The sequence below is a fragment of the Pseudomonas sp. p106 genome (assembly GCF_003936645.1).
Lineage (GTDB): Bacteria > Pseudomonadota > Gammaproteobacteria > Pseudomonadales > Pseudomonadaceae > Aquipseudomonas > Aquipseudomonas putida_E.
Genome location: NZ_RHQR01000018.1, coordinates 1 through 23253, shown reverse-complemented (window position 1 = coordinate 23253; position 23253 = coordinate 1). Strand labels below are relative to the sequence as shown.

General features: G+C 59.4%; 11 protein-coding genes, 1 other RNA gene and 2 pseudogenes. 5 read left to right on the top strand and 9 right to left on the bottom strand.

From position 1 onward, the window contains the following. Positions 1-180: 180 nt before the first annotated feature. Positions 181-732 (bottom strand): annotated as a pseudogene (locus EGJ09_RS20400) (IS630 family transposase); the annotation flags it as partial. Positions 733-1116: 384 nt separating this feature from the next. Beyond that, the gene (locus EGJ09_RS20395) at positions 1117-2031 is read right to left on the bottom strand and encodes a LysR family transcriptional regulator (protein WP_125924647.1); all 915 of its coding nucleotides are present in this window, start codon (positions 2029-2031) and stop codon (positions 1117-1119) included. Positions 2032-2152: 121 nt separating this feature from the next. Here EGJ09_RS20395 and lysA point away from each other — a divergent pair, with 121 nt between their 5' ends. From lysA to EGJ09_RS20380, 3 genes are all read left to right on the top strand, one after another. Next, positions 2153-3391, top strand: coding sequence for a diaminopimelate decarboxylase (gene lysA / locus EGJ09_RS20390; protein WP_125924646.1), 1239 nt, complete (start codon positions 2153-2155; stop codon positions 3389-3391). After that, positions 3388-4014 (top strand): VOC family protein, encoded by a 627-nt coding sequence (locus EGJ09_RS20385; RefSeq protein ID WP_125924645.1) that lies wholly within the window; start codon positions 3388-3390, stop codon positions 4012-4014. Before lysA ends, EGJ09_RS20385 begins: the two co-directional genes overlap by 4 nt. 309 nt (positions 4015-4323) lie before the next feature. After that, the gene (locus EGJ09_RS20380; RefSeq protein WP_125924644.1) at positions 4324-8547 is read left to right on the top strand and encodes an NACHT domain-containing NTPase; all 4224 of its coding nucleotides are present in this window, start codon (positions 4324-4326) and stop codon (positions 8545-8547) included. A 242-nt stretch (positions 8548-8789) separates the two neighbouring features. On the opposite strand, the pseudogene EGJ09_RS20375 reads toward EGJ09_RS20380, so the two are convergent. From EGJ09_RS20375 to EGJ09_RS20345, 7 genes and pseudogenes are all read right to left on the bottom strand, one after another. Continuing rightward, positions 8790-9340: pseudogene (locus EGJ09_RS20375) on the bottom strand (IS630 family transposase); the annotation flags it as partial. Positions 9341-9472: 132 nt separating this feature from the next. Beyond that, positions 9473-10555, bottom strand: coding sequence for a type I restriction endonuclease (locus tag EGJ09_RS20370; RefSeq protein WP_115274216.1), 1083 nt, complete (start codon positions 10553-10555; stop codon positions 9473-9475). 277 nt (positions 10556-10832) lie between these two features. Then, positions 10833-10929: signal recognition particle sRNA small type (gene ffs, locus EGJ09_RS20365), an RNA gene on the bottom strand. Positions 10930-11157: 228 nt separating this feature from the next. Then, on the bottom strand, positions 11158-13488 hold the full coding sequence (gene ligA, locus EGJ09_RS20360) for an NAD-dependent DNA ligase LigA (protein ID WP_125924643.1): 2331 nt from the start codon (positions 13486-13488) through the stop codon (positions 11158-11160). 276 nt (positions 13489-13764) lie between these two features. Then, entirely contained in the window at positions 13765-14649 is an 885-nt protein-coding gene (gene zipA, locus EGJ09_RS20355; RefSeq protein ID WP_115274215.1) for a cell division protein ZipA, read from the bottom strand. Positions 14650-14853: 204 nt separating this feature from the next. Next, positions 14854-18342 (bottom strand): chromosome segregation protein SMC, encoded by a 3489-nt coding sequence (gene smc / locus EGJ09_RS20350; RefSeq protein WP_125924642.1) that lies wholly within the window; start codon positions 18340-18342, stop codon positions 14854-14856. A 3-nt stretch (positions 18343-18345) separates the two neighbouring features. Beyond that, a complete protein-coding gene (locus EGJ09_RS20345; RefSeq protein ID WP_012315435.1) occupies positions 18346-19005 on the bottom strand; it encodes a GntR family transcriptional regulator in 660 nt (219 codons plus the stop codon). 267 nt (positions 19006-19272) lie between these two features. Between EGJ09_RS20345 and xdhA the strand changes: the two genes are divergently transcribed. Both xdhA and xdhB read left to right on the top strand, forming a co-directional pair. Next, positions 19273-20727, top strand: coding sequence for a xanthine dehydrogenase small subunit (gene xdhA / locus EGJ09_RS20340; protein WP_046785304.1), 1455 nt, complete (start codon positions 19273-19275; stop codon positions 20725-20727). Next, positions 20720-23119: a xanthine dehydrogenase molybdopterin binding subunit gene (gene xdhB / locus EGJ09_RS20335; RefSeq protein ID WP_046785305.1), complete on the top strand. Its 2400-nt coding sequence runs from the start codon at positions 20720-20722 to the stop codon at positions 23117-23119. The genes xdhA and xdhB overlap by 8 nt, the downstream gene beginning before the upstream one ends. The last annotated feature ends 134 nt before the right edge of the window (positions 23120-23253 follow it).

The following is a 23253-nucleotide window of genomic DNA, read 5'->3' as shown; positions in this document are numbered from 1 at the left end:
GGCTGCCCATCAGCGCAACCCTCGGCATGAGGAATACACATTCCGATGATGCCGCTCAGCGCGGACGTTGAAACCACTGAGGCCATACATGACGTATGGCTTCTGTCTTGTGGAACTGACATACCATTCAAGGATTATTCGAGTGAACTACTTGCGCGTCTGTTTTAGTGTCCCAAGCGCTTAATTCATTAGCTTATTTTTCACCACGCTCAGCTTTGCCATATGCACTGAGCTGATAATGGCCTCTGCCGTCTTGTTCCACTTGAACGGTTTGGCTGAATGCTCGTTGTTAGCCTTGATGAATTGACGGATCGCCGTTTTCAGATCAGTCACGCTTGTGAAGACCCCGCGATACAGCGCCCGTCTCTTCAACTGCGAAAACCAGCCTTCTACTGCGTTCAACCAAGACGCGCTGGTCGTTGTGAAATGCAGCTTGAAGCGCGGGTGTTTTTCCAGCCAACCCTTTATCGCAGCAGTTTTGTGGATTGAGCTGTGGTCCAGAATCACATGCAAATCCAGCCCGGCAGGTGTGTTGCTATCAATCTGTCGCAGAAAGTCCAGAAACTCTTTGGCCCGGTGCCGCTGGGTAATCCGGCCCATGACTTCACCCGTCATGATGTCGAACGCGGCATAGAGACTGGCGGTGCCATGGCGCTTGTAATCATGGGTGCGCTGCTCAATCTGCCCAGGTCGAAGTTGCAGCATTGGCTGAGTACGTTCCAGCTGGGAAATTGCACCGGACTTGACCAACCGTTTGCATCCCACTTGACCACCTGTTTGCATTCGACTTGACCAGCCATTTGCATCGGATGTGACCAGTGTACGGGAACGTCTTGACCGGCAGGAATCGACCCATTGCGGACGTTCGCGAGAGGCTGCTTTCGGCCAATAGCGGCCTGTCGACGACCTCAGCGGTTTTCACGTTGCGACATCGCGATGCACCGTCAGGTGATGAGCGACCTCAATGCGTAATGGGCACGCAGCTCTGACTCAAGGATGTACGACCCAAATGGTTCATCATGCGCTGTCTATCCGGAAGCCTAGAAGCTACATTTTTCAGCGCAGCATCAGTGTGGGCCGCTGGATGCCTAGCCTCAACGCGACCAAGTTGCCCTTTCAAATCCCTTTTGCCAGGCGAGCGGTAAGTTTTAGCGCCTGCGCCCGCAGCGCCTCACAAAACAAATCTACTGCTGCTGAGCTCGGTCTATGTTCGGGGCGTATCAACATGACCGAATAGGGGACGCTAACGCTCAGCCGGCGAATCGACAGCCCACTGTGCGCTGCTTCTAACCCGCTCAATGGGTTGATAATCGCCACTCCTAGCCCTTGCTTGACCATGGCGCATACCGATGCCGCGGTAGTCGTCTCGATGATCGTGCGCCTGTTCACTCCCGCGGCTCTGAAGTGCTGATCCAACCGTTGCCGGTAGGTATCAAGGCTCGCCAGATTGATGAAATTCACCTCGTGAAAGTCGCTTAGTTCCAGTTGGGGCTTGTTCAACAACGGGTGTCCATCCGGTAACACGCAAACCAGGCCAGCGCTAAAGAGGAGCTCTCCTTGGACTCCTCGTGGCACTTGCTCGCCTTCAGTCAAGCCAAGGTCATGCTGCTGTGCCAGCAGAGACTCTTCCAGCAATGGCGACTCCTGTGCAGTGATGCTCACGCTGACACCCGGGTGACTCTGATGAAACTGCCGGCACACCTCAGGGAGCAAGGCATGAGAGAAGAGAGGCAGGGAAGTAATAGCCAGCCTGCCATGTTCAAAGTTGCGGATCGCCTGGGCGAATCGATCAATGCGCTCCAGGCCGACGTAGGCCCGCTCGACTTCCTCAATCAGCAGCAACGCCTGCGCCGTCGCTAGCAGGCGCCCCCCCTCACGGTCAAACAGGCGCAGCCCAACAACCTGCTCCAACCGAGCCAGTTCACGGCTAATAGTCGGCTGTGAGGTGAACAGCAGTCGCGCAGCATTGGTAACGCTGCCGGCAGCCATGATAGCTCGGAATATTTCGATATGGCGCAGCGATAGCTTCATGGAAAGACCAGAAAGGAAAAGGCTGGGCATATCAGATATGAATCGATTAAAGAAAAAAAGCTATTTTTATGAAATTTTTACTCAGTTCATGCTGGTCGCATTCCTGTAACGAGGCACGCTCATGAATGCTGATGCACCTTTTGAATTATTAGCCGCTGCGGTTCGCCGTCATGGTTCGCCACTTTGGGCGTATGACGCCCGGACGATTATTGATCGTATTGAAAAACTGCGCGGCTTCGATACGGTGCGCTACGCGCAGAAAGCCAATCCCAATCTGCATATTCTTCGCTTGATGCGCGAACGGGGGGTGGTGCTCGATGCGGTTTCTTGGGGGGAGGTGGAGCGTGCCTTCGCGGCGGGAGCGTCGGTGGATGGCGATTCAGCGGGTGTTGTGTTGACGTGTGACCTGCTAGATCAAACGACCTTGGCCCGGGTAATCGAATCAAGGATTGAGGTCAATGTCGGCTCGATCGATATGCTTCGGCAGTTGGGGGAGCGATCGCCAGGGCATCGGGTCTGGCTCCGTATCAATCCCGGGTTCGGCCATGGCCACAGTCGCAAGACCAACACGGGAGGAGAAAACAGCAAGCATGGTATCTGGCACGAACAACTGGAAGAGGCACTCGACTGCATTAGCACTTGGGGTCTGCACCTGGTAGGTGTCCATATGCATATTGGCTCGGGCGTAGATTACCCGCACCTGGCGCAGGTAGCTCAGTCGATGACTGACCTCATTGCTCGGCTGGACAGGAACATAGAGGCCTTCTCCCTTGGTGGAGGTCTGGCTACACCGTACACAAGTACCGACAAACCGGTCGATATCAACCAATATGCCCGGATTTGGGCCGCTGCTCGGGAGAAAATCGAGGCAATCCTTGGCCATGCCGTACGCATGGAGATCGAACCTGGACGCTTTCTGCTGGCAGAGTCGGGTTACCTCGTGACCGAGGTTCGCGCAGTGAAGAAGGCAGGTGGCAATACCTTCATTCTGGTCGATGCCGGGTTCAATGACTTGATGCGGCCCGTCTTGTACGGCTCGTACCATCGCATGACCTTGCTCGACGTTGATGGCCTACCAGTGTCTCGCCCTCTGCAACCCACCCTGGTGGCCGGCCCACTCTGTGAGGCTGGTGATGTGTTTACTCAGAGCGAACACGCGTTGGCTCCCCAGGACTTGCCGCAGGCCAGGGTCGGCGACCTGCTGGTGATTCATGATACGGGCGCCTATGGTGCTTCCATGTCTTCGAACTACAACAGTCGCCCCCTGTTGCCGGAGTTACTGATCGAGAACCAAAGCTACCGAATGATAAGGCGGCGGCAGACCGTCCAGGAACTCTTGAGTCTGGAGTTGTGCCCATGAGGCGTTCCATTGTTGACCATCTGGTCATCGTGTCACCGACACTAGCGGCAGGCGCACAACTGGTCGAAAGGCAATTAGGGGTGAGCATGCAGCAGGGTGGCAATCATCCCCGCATGAGCACTCATAATCTACTTCTACGATTAGGCGACTGTTTTTATCTCGAGGTGATTGCGCCCGACCCTTTGGCGCCGAAACCCAGGAGGCCCAGGTGGTTTGGGCTTGATAAACTAAACGCCCAAGCATCTCCACGTCTGGCCCACTGGGTCGCGCGCACGGAATTTCTGGATGCCGCAGATGAAGAGCTACAGAGTGCTTTTGGTGTTATCGAACCGATGAACAGAGGCGAGCTGTCGTGGAGTATTTCCATCCATACAGACGGACAACTGCCGCTGGATGGAGTAGTGCCCAGCCTGATCGACTGGGGCGACTCGAAGCCACCGGCACAGAGACTTGACGAGAAGGGCTGTCAGTTGCAGCGTCTTGAGATTTTCCATCCCGAACCGGGTGCTGTCGAGCACCATTTGGAAATGATTGGCTTCTGCGGTCCGGTCAAAGTCATACGCAATGACCAATATGGTTTGCGGTCTTATATTGAGACACCGGACGGTCTCAAAATACTGTAGCGAAGGGCCGCTTCTGGCCGTCAGGGGCCTTGCGCCAAGGGCCGCAATGGGTCGAAGGCGGTCATTCCCGACTGGTCGCTTTCGACCCAAAGCGGTCTTGAACTGGCAGCACGCGATCTAGTGGACACTTGGGTGAGCGCGCAGCACAGTATGCGGGAGCGAGCAGCAGGCGAAGGGCAAATGGCTAAGAACCGAGACGATTTCACAGAGGGCACCAGGCGTAAGATCGGACAGCGCGCTGGATGGCTATGCAGTTTTCCAGGCTGTCGCGTTTCTACCGAAGGTGCGACCTCGGACGAGAGCGGGCGCATGAGCGTGGGCACCGCTTCTCACATCTGCGCCGCTGCGCCCGGTGGACCACGCTACGACGGAAAGATGACGATGGACGAACGTCGCTCGGTGACCAATGGGATTTGGATGTGCCGAAATCACGGCACTGCTATTGACTCGCCAGATTCGAAGTTCACTACCGAGTTGTTGCGCACTTGGAAGAAAGATGCCGAGACAGAATCAAGAAAGCGTGTTTTAGAGGGCACTGCACGGCCTGTATCTGAAGAATTCCAAGATGCTGGAGATCTTCGTGTCGCAGCAGCTGCTGATATTGAAATATTTCGCCGAACCGCGCGATGGCCAGCCACGTCGATTGAGCTCGCTTTGACCATTGAGGGTGTCAACGAATCCATTACAACAAAGTCACTGGCAAGAGCCGTTGTATCACTTGATGATCTCGTGCTTGTGGCACCTCCCGGTATGGGAAAGACGACAGTGCTGCTTCAAGTAGCCGAGGGGCTGCTTGCAGAACCAACAGGAATTCCGATGTTTGTCCCGCTTGCGGACTGGGCAACGGAGAATATGGAATTATTGGCATCCATCCTACGTCGGCCATCCTTCCGAGGGATATCAGAAGACATTTTTCGTGCGGCAGCAGCAAAACCTGGTGTAGTGCTGCTGCTGGATGGCTGGAATGAGCTTGACACTGCAGCGCGTCAACGCGCCCGTGTCCAGTTGAACTCATTGAAGGCCGAGCTGCCCGATCTCGGCATCATTATCTCGACACGCCGACAGTCACTTGATGTTCCCATCGAAGCGCTGCGCATCGATCTCTTGCCTCTCAGCTACAGCCAGCAGGAAGAAATAGCACGTGAGATGTATGGCGAGCCGGGAGTTCGCATTGTGGATGAGGCCTGGCGCACGCCAGGAATTCGCGAGCTAGTCTCCATCCCCCTTTACTTGACAGTGCTCTTGTCACTTCCGCGCGGCTCAGCCTTCCCGACAACGAAGGAAGAACTTCTACGCCGCTTCGTGGAAGCGCATGAAGCTATACCGGAGCACGCGGAAGCATTGCGCGCAGCTTTGGCAGGCCTGCACGACCGCTACCTGTGTGATCTGGCTGTGCGATCAACTAGCGCGTTTGCGGTTGCACTCTCGGAGGTAGAGGCCCGCCGGTCAATCAGCGACACCGGAAGGGTGTTGATGGACGAAGGGCAGGTGACGACGTTACCTCAACCGTACGATGCTCTTGAAGCTCTGATTAGCAATCATGTTCTGCTGCGGCTAGGGGACACCCCCGGCTACTCGTTCCAACATCAGCAATTTCAAGAGTGGTATGCGTCGCACATGGTCCAAGATCGCATGCGGTTGGCCTCTGAGGATCCGGTCGAATTGAAGACTTTGCAGACGCAAATATTTGACAAGCCTGCTTGGGAAGAGGCAACACTGTTCGCGGTCGAGCGGCTCGCGCGTAGTACCGACGAATTGCAAAAGGCGGTTTGTGCACGATCAGTACTGGCGGCTCTGGAAGTTGATCCATTGCTCGCAGCCGAAATGATTTATCGGTCGTCGGATGAAATTTGGGCATTGGTCGCGGATGACGTACAGCGCTTCGTGAGGGCATGGCATGTGCCCGGCACGGTTGATCGCGCACTCAGGTTCATGCTCACGTCCGGCAGACCGGAGTTCCTCGCTGTAATCTGGCCGCTTGTGACTCACGAGGGTGAGCAAAATAGCCTGCGTGCACTGCGTAACTGCCGACAACTTCGGCGGGCGGTGTTTGGAGGGGACGCTGCGAGTACCATCGCCGCGCTACCAGACAGCCCACGGGAGGTTCTACTGCATGAAATGGCTATGCACGGTGATGTAGAGGGACTCGGTCTCGCAACAGACCTCGCAAAGATGGATCCCCATACTGACGTACAGTTGTCTGTGGTTAGTGCGCTGTCGTTTCGAAGAGCTGATTTTCATATAGCCGAGATCCTTCGGGCTGTCTCAGATGCCACATTGGATCAGATCGTTAGGCGACAGACTCTGGATGTTGAGGAAGTCGCAGATTTTCAGTGTCGCGAACGTCTTGCACAGGCGCAGCATCGCTCAATTGAGGCGGAAACGGATTACGAGAAGCTGCATCGAATTGCGCGTACACCACGCGATGAGTCGCTGGAGCATGAGTTGTACAGAATTCTGTCAACTGTGGAATTTGAGCGCGGGGACCGAAACGTCAGCTCGCTTGCTGAGACGTTGCGCACACATTATCCCTTCGTTGTAGCGAAAGCCCTCGTAGTCCGGGTGCTTGAAGGACGGTCGCTATTTCACCACGCTGCAGAAATCGTCTCTGCTGGAAGGATCGTTGAGGATGATAACTCGCTGCTGAAGATCGCACAGGAGGACTTAGGCCAGTACAGTCAGCGTGCCTCCATCGCTGCTTCGGTGCTTGGTCCTCGCTCGTCAGCCGTGTTGCTTGACATGCTGTTCGAACTTGAACCAAGTCGTAAGGTGAACGGCGCGTGGGACCCAGAGGTGAATAAGCTATTTCATGGCCTTGAAGGAAGACTAGCGCTCGCACCTGCCGAAAGTATTCTTGAGGCTGTACAGGCGCGGTCTGCGTCAGCGTCGGTTTCGCAGATGGCGCTGATGGCCGAGTTGTTGATCCGATGTCGCGGAGAGCAATCGAGTCACGATCGACCTTTCAGTAACACAGTAAAAAGCAGTGTCGCCGGTCTTATGGAGGAGTGGGCATACCGAATGCTGGCGTCCAGCGATGCGACGAGGATGCAGACGGTGAGTCTCGTGAAACTTGCCGCCTGTGCACCATCTGGCCAACTCTTGCCAGTCCTTCAGGCACTGCTCGATGACAATCTTCAGCGCCTTCGAGCCTTCCGCGAGCAGGCAGAAGCGGAGAGGTGGCGGCCTGGGAATGCACTGGATGAAGCGCGCACGCCTCATACCCATGAATATGCGCGTGCTTTTCGAGCGCTAAAGCTTCCGGAAACTAGGTACATCCTGTACGGCTATCTAGACGATTTAAATTTTGGCGAAGAAGCCACAAGTGTACTTGTCGAGCATTGGCGGCTCACTAACGAACCTCAGCCGGTTGAAAATCGCCTATTTGGCAGGCTCGATTTTTCAGATGTTCCTGCGCGACGGGCAACGCGCATCGGCGATCCCGAAGAAACTTGCGAGGAGGCCGACACCATATTCGCGGTGGTTCAAAGGTTGCTCGAAGGAGATAGCGATGATCAGCATCGGCTTGCCGTTGCGCTTGGCACACGAGCTGCGCGCCTTCCTCACGGTAGGTGGCGCAGCGTGGTTAAACAACTGCTTGGGCTGGCCCTACCGCGTGCTCGTTGCTCGTTGCTCGTGAATCTCTGCCTCTCAGGCGAGATTCTCTCACTTGATGAAGTCACACGCGGCATCTCCGACACACTGAATGATGCCAAGTTGCGCACATGGATCCTCTCTCAAAGCAATGGGTATGAACTCAAGCAATGGTTGCAGCTCTTACCGTTTACGGACAAAGCACTCGATGGGTTCGATTTGCTCACAACATTACCTAATTCGTTCCACCACCCTAACATGCTCGAGGATGTTGTGTTTGCATGCGGGAGTCTGGCCGACGATGAGGGCGGCTGTTGCCTGTTCAGGCTAGCAGTGTTGTTTCCTGCCTTTTACGGTGATTACAGTTGGCTCCGTACAATCTTCCGATTGGCTACGGGTTCTCTAGATATCGCGCATCAACTGATAGATCTTGCTGTGCATGGGGTTTTCGAGCAGAAGGGGCTCGATCACTGGTTCATCGCCCGCGAAATCGCTGGATTGCTAGAAGTACATGCCGACGTCCGGGACCATACATATGCACTGCTCGCAGATGGTCCCACAACGCCGGGGTTGGTGCTCCTCGCGACAGCGATATCCGAAGCGCCCGATATGCCAGGACTTTTGCTGCTTGTGCGGGCAGAGATTTCGACGGGCCGCAATTTCGCCGGCTACCGCGCGGTCGAATATGTTGCAACTGAGCGTGTCCCCTCACGCGATTGGTCAGGGGTTTTCGAAATCTTGCCCGCACCTGTCGCGGAGCTGAGGCGAGATCTCTTGGCGATGTGCACGGACGGTGGTCCGTCCGACGTGGCTGCACGATACCTGCGAGAAATTGATGAAATCAGAGACATACACGGGCTGCCTGAAGACGAACCGCGTCACCCAAATTTCGCCTCTGGTGTTAGCTGGCCGTTTCTAAACGCGCGCGAATCGGCTGAGTGAATTACCGACGCTTCGCCGACAACTTGAGCCTAAATACGTGTTCTCGATACCGAATTCGAGTCAAGTGACCGCTGCGGAAACTAAGCGCGACTGACCGCTTCTGGCCGAAAGCAGCCGATGGCGGATGTCCGCAATGGGTCGAAAGCTGCCGGTCAAGATGTAGTCGTGCGCTGGTCACATCCGATGCAAATGGCTGGTCAAGTCGAATGCAAACAGGTGGTCAAATCAGTGCAATTACCCACCAGCGCCTGGATCTGGGTTTTCTCGTCAACCGAGAGTACCGTGGCGTTGTCCGGCGGGCTCAGATAGAGCCTGACGACATCAATAACCTTTTCGGCGAAATGCGGATCATTGCTGGTTTTGAATGTCTTCAGTCGGTGCGGTTTGAGATCGGACGCCGCCCAGATCTGCCGAACTTGCCAGGTGGTAACACACGCGTATTGGCCATCAGCCGAACGCTCCAGTGCGTCGCTTCCTTGGGTACCCGCTGAGTGGCCAGGGTCAGAATTTCTCTGACTTTATCAGCTCCCAGCTTCAGCGGCTGGACGCTGCGCGGCAAGTCATTCAGGCCCTCGATGCCCGATTCAAGGTAGCGTTTTCGCCACTTGAACACCGTGGGTGAGGTCATCTGTAACTGCACACATATGGCCTTGGGTGTCACCCCTTCAGCGAGTAAAAGGAGTATCCGCGCCCGTTGCCCGAGGAATTGCTCCAGTGTACTCCTGCGTAGCCAGTGTTGAAGCGTAATGACGTCAGCAGGTTGCAGTGAAAAGGAAGCGATGGGTCGAGGCACCCGAGAAACTAGGCGAGGGGTGATGGCAAGCAGTATATCTATTTCGTTAGAAAATGAACTAACCGCTCACGACACTAGCACCATGCACGCAGAACAACAAACCCGAACCTCAGGCACCAGCTTTAGCTAACCTTATTCGTACAGAGCAATTGCTCCTCTGAGCTGATCTGCAAAACCATAGATATCATCAACCGAGGTAATCGGATGGCGAGTTTCGTTCTTCTCAGCATCAAAAAGCCCGATATACTTCTGACTACGATTGAAGTGTAAACGACAAATAGGCTTACGATTGTTGTCATCAAGCAGAATCCCAAAGTAGCTTTGAGTATCTCTTTGCACAATGCGCTTGGCATCGACGACAGCTCGCACTATCGCTTTGACAATGTGGAATCCTTCCAGCTCATCGAGAGTGGTTTGGACTCGATCATCAGCATCCTCTTCAGCCGGCTCGCTTACAGAGCTCTGCTGAACGGCCATCATTGCATAGGAGGGCTCCACAGCCCCGCTCATCGCGGACTTTAAGCGGTCGTTGATCTGATCCCCTAGGAATTGAATTGCTGCCTTCCTAGTCAAGGTGGTGAACTGCTCCCGGACCTTTTGGGTGATAATTCCATCGTACACACGAGCTGCGAAGAACTTAACAAAGTCATCACTTGGCTGACTGAATTGCGCGGCCATTTCCTTCTTGATCTGACCAACATACTTCAATTCGCCAGCGGCATTAATGATTGAGTCGACGTCAAATGCGGACTTCGTCAGCTTCTGAAGCTCGGGTAGCGCATGCTCATCCAGATCCAGAAGGTCCAGCTCAAGGAATGGTTTCTCGTCCATCTTGTTAGGAGCATCGAGGTCGGTGAAGAAGCGGTACACCTGACCATTAGTGAGGATCGAAATACGAGCACTGGTGACGTGGAAATAACGGAAGAGCTGGCTCGCGTGATTGATATGCAACGGCTCACCAATCTTCTTGCACTCAATAAGGATCTGGATTTCGCCATTCTTCATGATGGCATAGTCGATCTTCTCCCCCTTCTTCGTCCCAACGTCGCAGACGTACTCTGGCGTCACCTCAGAGGGGTCGAAGACATCGTAACCTAGGACAGAGTTGATGAAGGGCATAACAAAGGCGATCTTGGTCGCCTCTTCCGTTTGGATTGCAGTCCCCTGCTGGCGGATTTTGGCGGATAACGCGTTCAGTCGCTCTACGAATTCCATGTCTCGCTCCTCGCTCAGATACCACATCCTAGTAGCACTGCTGCCGTACTGGCAATTGCAAATCACTGCGAGAGACAGAAAGAAACCGCCACATAAGCGGATGAGAGGGCAGCGCCGATGATATTGGCGTAACCGGAGAGGGGTATTGGAGAGGCAAGATGACGAAGCTAGAATGCTCAGCAGAGTGCACCACTTAGGTGTACTAAGGCACTGGTCCACTTCGAGATTTTTAGAGAAAAAAGTCCTTTAGAATTAAGGACTTGCGTAATGGAGGCGGCCCCACCAGCCACACCCCGGCACTCGATGTTCCCGCTATGGCTGCTCCCTTCCGGGCCTGACCAGGTTAACGGGTAATCAATGCGGGGGGACCGATGGGGCCACCACTACGCGGCTCGCCAAGCAGCGAGCCGCGCCATTGTACCGGTCTGGGGCGAAGTTACAACCTTTAACCGGAGAAAAAGTCATCATTTCTCAATGACTTGTCCAGATCGAGATGGCTGGCCCGGCCTCATCGCCGGCAAGCCGGCCCCCACAGGGACCGCACCAAGCCTGAGGGCAACACAATACCTGTGGCCGGCTTGCCGGCGATGGGGCCAGGACAATCAGATGGCAATGCCCTGCTCGTCCAGGAACACGACGAACGCATCCTCATCCAGCACCTTGACCCCCAGCTCACTGGCCTTGGCCAACTTGGAACCGGCGCCAGGGCCAGCGACCACGCAGTGTGTCTTGCCCGACACCGAACCGGCCACCTTGGCCCCCAGGCTTTCCAGCTTCTCTTTGGCGATGTCGCGGCTCATGCGCTCCAACGTGCCGGTCAGCACCCAGGTCTGGCCAGCCAGGGGCAAGCCCTCGGCGACCTTCTTTTCGCTGTTCCAGTGCATGCCGAACGCCAGCAACTGGGCTTCGATGTCTCTGGCCAGCTTCTGGTTGGCCTCGTCCTTGAAAAATTCGCGCACGGCTTCGGCCTGTTTCGCTGCCAGCGCCTGACGCAGGTCGATGCCGTCGGCCGCGATGATCTTGTCCAGGCTGTCCAGCTTGGCGACCAGCTTTTCCGCGCCCGTGGGCCCGACCGAAGCGATGTCGAGCTTGGCGATCATCCCGGCCAGGGTAGTGCTGGCAGCGAATTCGGCAGCCAGCTCACCTTCGTCCTGCAATTGCATGCCGCAACCGAGCAACTGTTCGATGACCTTGCAGTTGTGTTCGTCTTCAAAGAAGTTGTGGATCTCGTAGGCCACTTCCAGACCAATGTCCGGCAGGTACGTCAGCACCTGCGGCAACGCCTGCTGCACCCGGGCCAGGCTGCCCAGCGAGCGGGCCAGTACCTTGGCGGTCTCCTCCCCCACATCCGGGATGCCCAGGGCATAGATGAAGCGCGCCAGGCTCGGGCGCTTGCTGGCCTCGATGGCATCCAGCAGTTTCTTGCTGGAGACTTCGGCAAACCCCTCCAGCCCGACGATCTGGTCGAATTGCAGCTTGTAGAGGTCCGCCGGCGAACCGATCAGGCCTTCGTCCACCAACTGCTCGACGCTCTTCTCGCCCAGGCCGTCGATATCCATGGCTCGCCGCGAAACATAGTGAATGATCGCCTGTTTGAGCTGGGCACCACAGGACAGGCGGCCGACACAACGGTACACTGCACCTTCGCTGGTGGTTTCCTTGCCCTTGCTACGCTTGACCAGCTGAGTACGCTCAACCTGGGAGCCACACACCGGGCACGCGCTTGGCACCTGCACCGGGCGGGCGTCTTCAGGACGGCGTTCAAGCACCACCTGCATGACTTGCGGGATCACGTCACCGGCACGGCGGATAATTACCGTATCGCCGATGCGCAGGCCCAGCCGGGCAATCTCGTCCATGTTGTGCAGGGTGGCGTTGGACACGGTCACGCCAGCCACCTTGACCGGCTTGAGGCGTGCAACCGGCGTGACCGCACCGGTACGCCCGACCTGGAATTCCACATCCAGCACCTCGGTGAGCTCTTCCATGGCCGGGAACTTATGGGCGATGGCCCAACGCGGCTCGCGGGCGCGAAAGCCCAGCTCGCGCTGGGAGGCCAGGCTGTTGACCTTGAACACCACCCCATCGATTTCGTACGGCAGGCTGTTGCGCCGCTCGCCGATATCGCGGTAGTAAGCCAGGCACTCCTCGATACCAGCCGCATGCCTGAGCTCGCGACTGATCGGCAAGCCCCATGCCTTGAGCTGCTCGAGGATACCGATATGGCTCTCGCCAATGCTTGCCGAGACCTGGCCAACGCCATAGCAGCAGAATTCCAGCGGGCGGCTGGCGGTGATCTTCGAGTCCAACTGGCGCAGGCTGCCGGCAGCTGCGTTGCGCGGGTTGGCGAAGGTCTTGCCCCCGGCTTCGGCCTGTGCGGCATTGAGGCGATCGAAACCCGCCTTGCTCATGAACACTTCACCACGCACTTCGAGCACAGCCGGCCAACCTTTGCCCTGCAGCTTGAGCGGGATGTTGCGCACGGTACGCACGTTGGCGCTGATGTCTTCGCCGGTGGTGCCGTCACCCCGGGTCGCGCCCTGGACCAGTTGGCCATCGCGATAGAGCAGGCTCACCGCCAGGCCATCGAGCTTGGGCTCGCAGCTGTAGTCGACCGCGCCCGGCTGGTCGAGGCCCTCCACCACACGGCGGCCGAACTCACGCAGGTCGGCTTCCTCGAAGGCGTTGCCCAGGCTGAGCATGGGCACTTCGTGGCGCACCTGGCTGAACGCGGCCAGGGCAGCGCCGCCGACGCGTTGAGTGGGCGAGTCGGGAGTGATCAGGTGAGGATGTTCGGCTTCGAGGGCCTTGAGCTCGTTGAACAGGCGGTCGTACTCGGCGTCCGGCACGCTGGGCTCGTCGAGTACGTAGTAGCGGTAGTTGTGCTGGTCGAGTTCGGCGCGCAGTGCGTGGATTCGGGATTCGGCGTTCATTCTTCAGGTTCTCTTGCAAAGCAAAAGAGCAGCCCTAGGCTCAATGCCAGTCAGTTAAACGATTTGGGGCCGCTTTGCGGCCCATCGCCGGCAAGCCAGCTCCCACAGGCACAGCGCAGACCTCAAGAACTGCATGGTATCTGTGGGAGCCGGCTTGCCGGCGATGGGCTGCGAAGCAGCCCTGGTAACGCTAACTGACTGGCATTAGCCCCAGGCTGCTCTTGCGCTTGAAACGAAGCGAGCAAGACCAGGGCATGGTCCGCTCGCTCAATGACATCAGCGTTTCTGGGTCAGCGCGCGGCGCTCGAACTCGACGATGCGCTGGCGGTAATGCTCGATGGTCTGGGCGGTGAGCACGCTGCGCTGGTCATCCTTGAGCTCGCCATTGAGCTCGTGGGCCAGCTTGCGCGCCGCAGCGACCATCACATCGAAGGCCTGTTTCGGATGACGCGGCCCTGGCAACCCGAGGAAGAAGCTCACCGCACGGGTGCTGAAGTGGTCGATGTCGTCCAGGTCGAAAATGCCGGGTTTGACCGCGTTGGCCATGGAGAACAGGACTTCGCCGTGACCGGCCATGCTTTCGTGACGGTGGAAAATGTCCATTTCACCGAAGCGCAAACCGCTTTCAAGAATATTCTGCAGCAGCGCCGGGCCCTTGAAGCCACCTTCGTCGCGGGAGATCACGCTGATCACCAGCACCTCTTCGACCGGCGGCAGCTCCTTGGCAGCACCGCCCGCATCAGCAAAACCACTGTTGCGGTTGTTGTCGCCAGCAAAATCGTCATCGGCATCGGCGAACAGGTCGGGCTCGCGCTGCTCGGCCACCAGGTCCAGGTCGCCCTGCGGCTGCAGTTCAGCGGCACGTTTGCCACGCTTGCTGGCCTTGGCCGGTTTCTGCTCGCGCTCGCGTTCACGCGCCGGCGCACTGAGCGACGGCAGGTCGCTTTCGTCCAGCTCCGGTTCCTTCTGGGTATCGAGCACCCGCGACGGGCCGAGCACCTCAGCGCTGCCTTCCTCGTCCGGGAGGTTGGAATAACTGCGATCCAGACGGAATTTCAACTTGCCTTTTCCGCCGCGCATACGGCGCCAGCCGTCGAAAAGAATACCGGCGATGACAATGATGCCGATGAGGATCAGCCACTCGCGCAGACCGATTTCCATGTAATCCCGTGCCTCTATAAAAATATGCTTGAAAACAAAGGCTTCAAAGCCCTTTAACACGTGGCGCCAACTCTATGTTCTGACAGGCGTTTTACCCACGCAAAAAACGAGTGACATTAAGCTAGCACGACCAAAGACAACTTTACACCGTCTGTCGCACATGGCGGGGGCATTTACCTGCACAATCCGCCTTCTCTTCGCTCATCAGGCGTCGACCATGGCCAATGCCTCCTCCACATCCACTGCAACAAGACGTGAACACCCAGGCTCATGCATGGTTACCCCCATCAATTGATCCGCCATCTCCATGGCAATCTTGTTATGGGTGATGTAGATGAACTGCACGCTTTCACTCATTTCCTTGACCAACCGGGCATACCGGCCGACGTTGGCATCGTCCAGCGGCGCATCGACCTCGTCGAGCATGCAGAACGGTGCGGGGTTCAACTTGAAGATGGCAAACACCAGCGCCAATGCGGTCAGTGCCTTCTCGCCCCCGGACAGCAAATGGATGGTGCTGTTCTTCTTGCCCGGTGGGCGTGCCATGATCGTCACTCCTGTATCGAGTAGATCTTCGCCCGTCAGTTCCAGATAAGCGCTGCCACCACCGAAAACTTTTGGGAAAAGTGCCTGTAATCCGGCATTTATCTGATCAAAGGTATCCTTGAAGCGGTTGCGGGTTTCCTTGTCGATCTTGCGGATGACGTTTTCAAGCGTCTCCAGCGCCTCGACCAGATCGGCGTCCTGGGCATCAAGGTAGCGCTTGCGCTCGGACTGTTGTTCGTACTCCTCGATCGCGGCCAGGTTGATCGCGCCCAGGCGCTGAATACGGGCGTCGATCTGTTCCAGCTCCTGCTCGGTACCCTGTTCGCTGGCCTCGGCCTCTACGGTGGCAAGCACACCCTGCAAATCGTAGCCGTCAGCCAGCAATTGCTCCTGCAAGGTCTTGCGCCGCACATCCAGCCCCTGGCACTCCAGGCGCATCTGCTCGAGCTGGCCACGCAGCAACTGCGCCTGCTGCTCGGCCTGGGTGCGGCGCTTTTCGGCGTCGCGCAGGGCACGATCGGCTTCGTCCATGTGCAGGCGCGCCTGGCGCATTTCTTCGTCGACGCTCATGCGCCGCTCAAGCAGCTCTTCCAGCTTCAGGCGCAGCTCTTCCAGCGGTGCCTCGCCCTCCTCCAGGTTCAGGCTCAGCTGCTCCTGCCGCTCGCTCAGGCGTGCCGCCTGCAGCTCCAGACGTTCCAGGGCCTGGCGGGTCGAGTCGTGCTGGGCGCGCAGTGATCCCAGGCGCACAGCCAACTGGTGAGCGTGATCCTTGTGCTGGCGAGCTTCCTGGCGGATCCGGTCAAGGCCTTCGCGCAGGGTATCGCGGCGGGCCATCAACTGTTCGCGTTGCTCGGTGTCCTGGGCCATCAGGTCCAGGGCCTCTTGCAGCACCAGGCGGGCTTCGCCCAGTTGCTCATGCTCCAGAGCGCGCTGCTCCTGAAGTTCGCTCAATTCTTCCTGCAGCCGGCGCCGACGCAGCTCCACCTGTTCGGCACGGGCCCGGCCTGCCGAAAGGCTGGCCTTGAGCTCGCCATGCTGGCGGCTCTCTTCCTGGGTGCTACGGCGTAGCTGCTCGCGCTGCTCTTCCAGGCCCAGTTGCTGCTCACGCAAGGCTTGCAGCTGTTGCTCCATCTGCTCCAGCGTAGCTTCCAGCTCCAGCTGCTCCTGGCCGAGGCGCTCGATTTCCTGCCCCCGTGCCAGCACTCCACCTTGAGAGTCGCCCCCCCGGCTGACGCGTAGAAAATGCCGACCAACCCAGTAACCATCGCGGCTGACCAGGCTCTGGCCTTCGCCAAGCCCGGCGCGTTCAGCGAGGGCTTGAGCCAGGTCTTCAACTGGCCGGACCTGGGCCAGCCAAGGGGCCAGGTCGGTGTGCCCCTCGACTTTGTCGAGCAAGCTGCCGGGCCGGCGTGGACCCTCCTGCCCCGCCACCAACAGACGCAGCTCGCCTTGCTCCAGCTCGGCAAAATCCAGGCCGGTGAAGTCCTCCACCAGCACGGCCTGCAGGTCAGCGCCCAACACGGTTTCCACCGCCAGCTCCCAACCCGGCTCCACACGCAGCCCTTGTGCCAGGCGCGGCCGCTGCTCCAGGCCTTGACCGCGAAGCCAGTCGGCAGCACCAGCCCCAGGTTCGAGCGCGGCCTGTTGCAATGCCTCCAGGGATGCCAGACGGCCCCCCAGGCGCTGCAAGTCGCCTTGCTGTTGCTGCTGAGCCTGGGTCGCCTGCTGCAATTGCGCGCGTACGCCCTCCAGGCGCTCGACCACCTGCTCTTCGGACAGCTGCAGCTCTTCAAGCAGCATCTCGCTGGCAGCCAGCTGCTCGGACAGCTCCAGCATGGCGCCGTCCTGCGGGTCAGCGCCCAACTGGTCGCGCTCCTCGCCCAACTTGCGCTGGCGCTCGGCCATGCGCTCCAGGCTGGTTTCAAGTTGCTGCAGGCGCGACTGCTGCACCTCGGCCTGGCGCCGCGGCTCGGCGGAGCGGGTGTTGAAGCTGTCCCACTGCTCCTGCCAGCCGTGCATGCCCAACTCGGCCTCTTCGAGGGTGGCGGCAGCCTCTTGGGCTGCGGCCAAGGTCATTTCCTGCTCCGGTTCGAGCATCGCCAGCTCTTCACCGAGGGTAGCCAGCAGGGTGCGGTCATGCCCAAGGTGTGACTCGGTTTCCTGGCGCGTGCGCTCGGCTTCCTTCAGGTCATCCTGCAATTGGCGCAGGCGCTGCTGACCGTGCTGAATGCTCTGCTCGACCCGGGCAATGTCACCGGCCACCGAATAGAAGCGCCCCTGCACCTGGTTGAAGCGCTCGGACAGTTCGTGATGGCCGTCACGCAGCCGCTCGATGCTCGCATCGGCATTGCGCTGTTCGGCAACCAGCGCCTCATGGGCCACATCCTGATCGCCAATCACCGACTCGCGCTGGCGTACGCGCTCATCCAGGTCACGCCAGCGCAGCGCCGCCAAGCGTGCTTTGAGCTGCCGTTCCTGGGCCTTGTACTCACGGTATTTCTCAGCGGCCTGCGCCTGGCGGTGCAGGCGTTCGAGCTGGCGCTCGAGCTCATCGCGCAGGTCGGTCAGGCGCGCCAGGTTCTCCTGGGTGCGGCGGATGCGGCTTTCGGTCTCGCGGCGGCGCTCCTTGTACTTGGAGATGCCCGCCGCCTCTTCGATGAAGTTGCGCAGCTCCTCGGGTTTGGCCTCGATCAGCTTGGAGATCATGCCCTGTTCGATGATCGAGTAGCTGCGCGGGCCCAGGCCGGTGCCGAGGAAGATGTCGGTGATGTCGCGGCGGCGGCATTTGGTGCCGTTCAGGTAATAGGTGTTCTGCCCGTCACGGGTGACCTTGCGGCGGATGGAGATTTCCGCATAGGCGGCATATTCGCCCAGCAGCGTGGTCTCGCTGTTGTCGAAGATCAGCTCGATGCTGGCCTGGCTGACCGGTTTGCGGCTGGTGGAGCCATTGAAGATGACATCGGTCATCGACTCGCCACGCAGGTTCTTCGCCGAGCTTTCGCCCATCACCCAGCGCACCGCATCGATGATGTTGGACTTGCCGCAGCCATTGGGCCCGACCACGGCCGCCATGTTGCTGGGGAAGTTGACGGTGGTCGGGTCGACGAACGACTTGAACCCGGCCAGGCGAATGCACTTCAGGCGCATCGGTCAGCCTCGGGCCAGCGCCGCCAGCACCAGCTCGCAACTGCGCTGGCAATAGGCGGTGAGTACCTCGCGGATGCGCGGCAGATCACGGGCGACCACGGCGTCGAGCAGGTGGGCGAACAGGTCAAGGTAATCGAGCATGTTGGCCTGGCGCTGGTCGAGGGCCAGATAATAGGCCCGGCTCATGGCCGGCTGCAGGTTTTCGACGGTTTCCTGCAGGTAAGGATTGTCGGCAAACGGATAGGCGGCGCGCATCACGGCAAAACTGTCGGCGACGAAGGCCTTGATGTCACCTTGTTCACGGGCCTGCTGCAGGCGTTGCTGGATGTCCAGGAACGGGCGCAGGTCTGCGTCGGTGCGCCATTTCTGCGCAACGGCGTTACCCAGCAGAATGTAGAACTCGCCCATGAGGGCGCACAGGCTGCGCACGCTGCGCTCGTCGAGCCTGGTCACATGGGCGCCGCGGCGCGGCAGGATCGCAACCAGGTGACGACGCTCGAGGATCAACAACGCTTCACGCACCGAGCCGCGGCTGACATTCAACGCCTGGGTGACCTTCTGCTCCTGGATGCGCTCACCCGGCTCGAGCTCGCCGCGGATGATGCGTTCGGCCAGGTAGTCGGCAATCTGCTCGGAGAGGCTGTCCGGCGCCTTGAACGTCATGGTTTTCCTTCAAAATCATTGAACTGGGCACAAGTGGGCGATTGTAGCGCACTTGGCCAGCAGTCGCGCAGAGGGGCGGCAGCCTTTATTTGAGCCGCCAGACAACGGTCAAGGCGGCCCGATCTATGCTTTGTATATGGGCAGGCTGGGCGGCCAGACTACCGCGCGGAGAATTTCTTGACCCTTAAGTCAGAAAATTATTGACCAGCGCGTCAGCTCTGCTTATTGTCCGCTCAACAACAATAAAACCATTGCGAGGCCATCCCCGTGATCCAGTTTCTCGTCAACCAGGAGCTGCGCAGCGAGCACGCCCTGGACCCGAACATGACGGTGCTGCAGTACCTGCGTGAGCACCTGGGCAAACCCGGCACCAAAGAAGGCTGCGCCAGCGGCGACTGCGGCGCCTGCACCGTGGTGGTCGGCGAGCTGACCCAGGATGATCAAGGCCAGGACAGCCTGCGCTACCGCAGCCTCAACTCCTGCCTGACCTTCGTTTCGTCGCTGCACGGCAAGCAACTGATCAGCGTCGAGGGCCTCAAGCACCAGGGCGAACTGCACAGCGTGCAACAAGCCATGGCCGACTGCCACGGCTCGCAATGCGGCTTCTGTACCCCAGGCTTCGTCATGTCGCTGTTCGCCCTGCAGAAAAACAGCCAGGGCCACGACCTGCATCAGGCCCAGGAGGCGCTGGCGGGCAACCTGTGCCGCTGCACCGGCTACCGCCCGATTCTCGATGCTGCCGAACAGAGCTGCCGCCAACCCTGCCGTGATCAGTTCGACGCGCAACAAGCACTGACCATCAGCCGCCTGAAAGCCATCACACCAACCCAGACCGGCGAGCTCAATAGCGGCGACAAGCGCTGCCTGGTGCCGCTGACCGTGGCCGACCTCGCCGACCTTTATAGCTCGCACCCCGAAGCGCGCTTGCTGGCAGGCGGCACCGACCTGGCGCTGGAAGTCACCCAATTCCACAAGACCTTGCCGGTCATGATCTATGTCGGCCACGTGGCCGAACTCAAACGCATCGACAAGACCGCCAGCCACCTGGAAATCGGTGCCGCCACGCCGCTCACCGATTGCTACGGCGCGCTCAATGAGGAATACCCCGATTTCGGCGACCTGCTGCACCGCTTCGCTTCGCTGCAGATCCGCAACCAGGGCACCCTAGGCGGCAACATCGGCAACGCCTCGCCAATCGGCGACTCACCGCCCTTGCTGATCGCCCTCGATGCACAGATCGTGCTGCGCCAGGGCGACCGCCAGCGCACGATGCCGCTGGAGGACTACTTCATCGACTACCGCATCACTGCCCGCCAGGACAGCGAATTCATCGAGAAGATCATCGTACCGCGAGCCAGCAATGACTGGGCCTTCCGTGCCTATAAAGTCTCCAAGCGTCTGGATGACGATATCTCGGCCGTGTGCGGCGCCTTCAACCTGAGCATCGAAGACGGCGTGGTCAGCGGGGTGCGCATTGCCTTCGGTGGCATGGCCGCGATCCCCAAACGTGCCCGCGCCTGTGAAGCAGCCCTGCGCGGCAAGCCCTGGAACCAGGCGAGCCTGGAGCGCGCCTGCCAGGCCCTGGCCGAGGACTTCACCCCGCTCAGCGACTTCCGCGCCAGCAAGGAATACCGCCTGCTGGCCGCGCAGAACCTGCTGCGCAAGTACTTCATCGAACAGCAAACGCCGCACATCGAAACCCGGGTGACCGACTATGTCTAACCATCACGCCGTCAAGAGCCAGGCCGAGATGGCCGAACTGTTCAGCCAGGACCTGACCACCGGGGTTGGCCGCAGCGTCAAGCACGACAGCGCCGACAAGCACGTGGCAGGTGAAGCGGTGTACATCGACGACCGCCTGGAATTCCCCAACCAGTTGCACGTCTATGCGCGCACCGCCGACCGTGCCCACGCACGCATCCTGCGCATCGATACCACACCTTGCTATGCCTTCGAAGGGGTGCGCATCGCCATCACCCACGAGGACATTCCTGGCCTGAAGGACATCGGCCCGGTGGTGGCCGGTGACCCGTTGCTGGCCATCGACAAGGTCGAGTTCTTCGGCCAGCCGGTGCTCGCCGTGGCCGCGCGCGACCTGGACACCGCGCGCCGTGCAGCAATGGCGGCGATCATCGAATACGAAGACCTGGAGCCGGTACTGGACGTGGTCGAGGCATTGCGCAAGAAGCACTTCGTACTCGACAGCCACACCCACCAGCGCGGTGATTCGGCCACCGCCCTGGCCAGCGCCCCGCACCGCCTGCAGGGCACCCTGCATATCGGCGGCCAGGAGCATTTCTACCTGGAGACGCAGATTTCCTCGGTAATGCCCACCGAAGACGGCGGCATGATCGTCTTCTGCTCCACGCAAAACCCTACCGAAGTGCAGAAGCTGGTCGCTGAAGTGCTCGACGTGCCGATGAACAAGGTGGTGCTCGACATGCGCCGCATGGGCGGCGGCTTCGGCGGCAAGGAAACCCAGGCCGCCAGCCCGGCCTGCCTGTGCGCGGTGATCGCACGCCTGACCGGCCAACCGACCAAGATGCGCCTGCCGCGCGTCGAAGACATGATGATGACCGGCAAGCGCCACCCCTTCTATGTCGAGTACGACGTCGGCTTCGATGACGACGGGCGCCTGCAAGGCATCAACATGGACCTGGCCGGCAACTGCGGCTACTCGCCCGACCTTTCCGGCTCGATCGTCGACCGTGCCATGTTCCACTCCGACAACGCCTACTACCTGGGCGATGCCACCGTGCACGGCCACCGCTGCAAGACCAACACCGCCTCCAACACCGCCTACCGCGGCTTCGGCGGCCCACAAGGCATGGTTGCCATCGAGCAGGTGATGGACCACATTGCGCGTCACCTGGGCCGTGACCCGCTGGCAGTGCGCAAGGCCAACTACTACGGCAAGACCGAGCGCAACGTCACCCACTATTACCAGACCGTCGAGCACAACATGCTCGAGGAGATGACGGCCGAGCTGGAAGCCAGCAGCGACTACGCAGAACGCCGCGAATCGATCCGCCGCTTCAACGCCAACAGCCCAGTCCTCAAGAAAGGCCTGGCGCTGACCCCGGTCAAGTTCGGCATCTCGTTCACCGCCACCTTCCTCAACCAGGCCGGCGCGCTGATTCATATCTACACCGATGGCAGCATCCACCTGAACCACGGCGGCACCGAGATGGGCCAGGGCCTGAACACCAAGGTGGCCCAGGTCGTTGCACAGATTTTCCAGGTTGATTTCAGCCGCATCCAGATCACCGCCACCAATACCGACAAGGTGCCCAACACCTCGCCAACGGCGGCATCCAGCGGCGCCGACCTGAACGGCAAAGCGGCGCAGAATGCCGCCGAGATTCTCAAAAAGCGCCTGACCGAGTTCGCCGCGCGGCATTATCAGGTTACCGAGGAGGACGTCGAGTTCCGCAACGGCCATGTGCGCGTGCGCGACCAGATCGTCAGCTTCGAACAACTGGTGCAGCAGGCATACTTCGCCCAGGTGTCGCTGTCGAGTACCGGCTTCTACCGCACGCCGAAGATCTTCTACGACCGCAGCCAGGCACGCGGCCGGCCGTTCTACTACTTCGCCTTCGGCGCCGCCTGCGTCGAAGTGGTCGTCGATACCCTGACCGGCGAGTACAAGATGTTGCGCGCCGACATCCTGCACGACGTCGGCGATTCGCTGAACCCGGCCATCGACATTGGCCAGGTGGAAGGCGGTTTCATCCAGGGCATGGGTTGGCTGACCACCGAAGAGCTGGTGTGGAATGCCAAGGGCAAGCTGATGACCAATGGCCCGGCCAGCTACAAGATCCCGGCCGTGGCCGACATGCCGCTGGACCTGCGGGTGAAACTGGTGGAAAACCGCAAGAACCCGGAAGACACCGTGTTCCACTCCAAGGCGGTTGGCGAGCCACCGTTCATGCTCGGCATCGCCGCCTGGTGCGCGATCAAGGATGCCGTGGCCAGCATTGCCGATTACCGGCTGCAACCGAACATCGACGCACCGGCGACACCGGAGCGGGTGCTGTGGGGGTGCGAGCAGATGCGCAAGCAAGTAACTGCCGCGCAGCCTGCCTTGCAGGAACTGGAAACCTCCACTCACTGACGCCGCAGACCTGTGGTAGGAGCGGCCTTGTGTCGCGAAAGGGTCGCGCAGCGGCCCCAAGAATCTCCATTGCTGCACAGATCTTGGGGCCGCTGCGCAGCCCTTTCGCGACACAAGGCCGCTCCTACCACAGG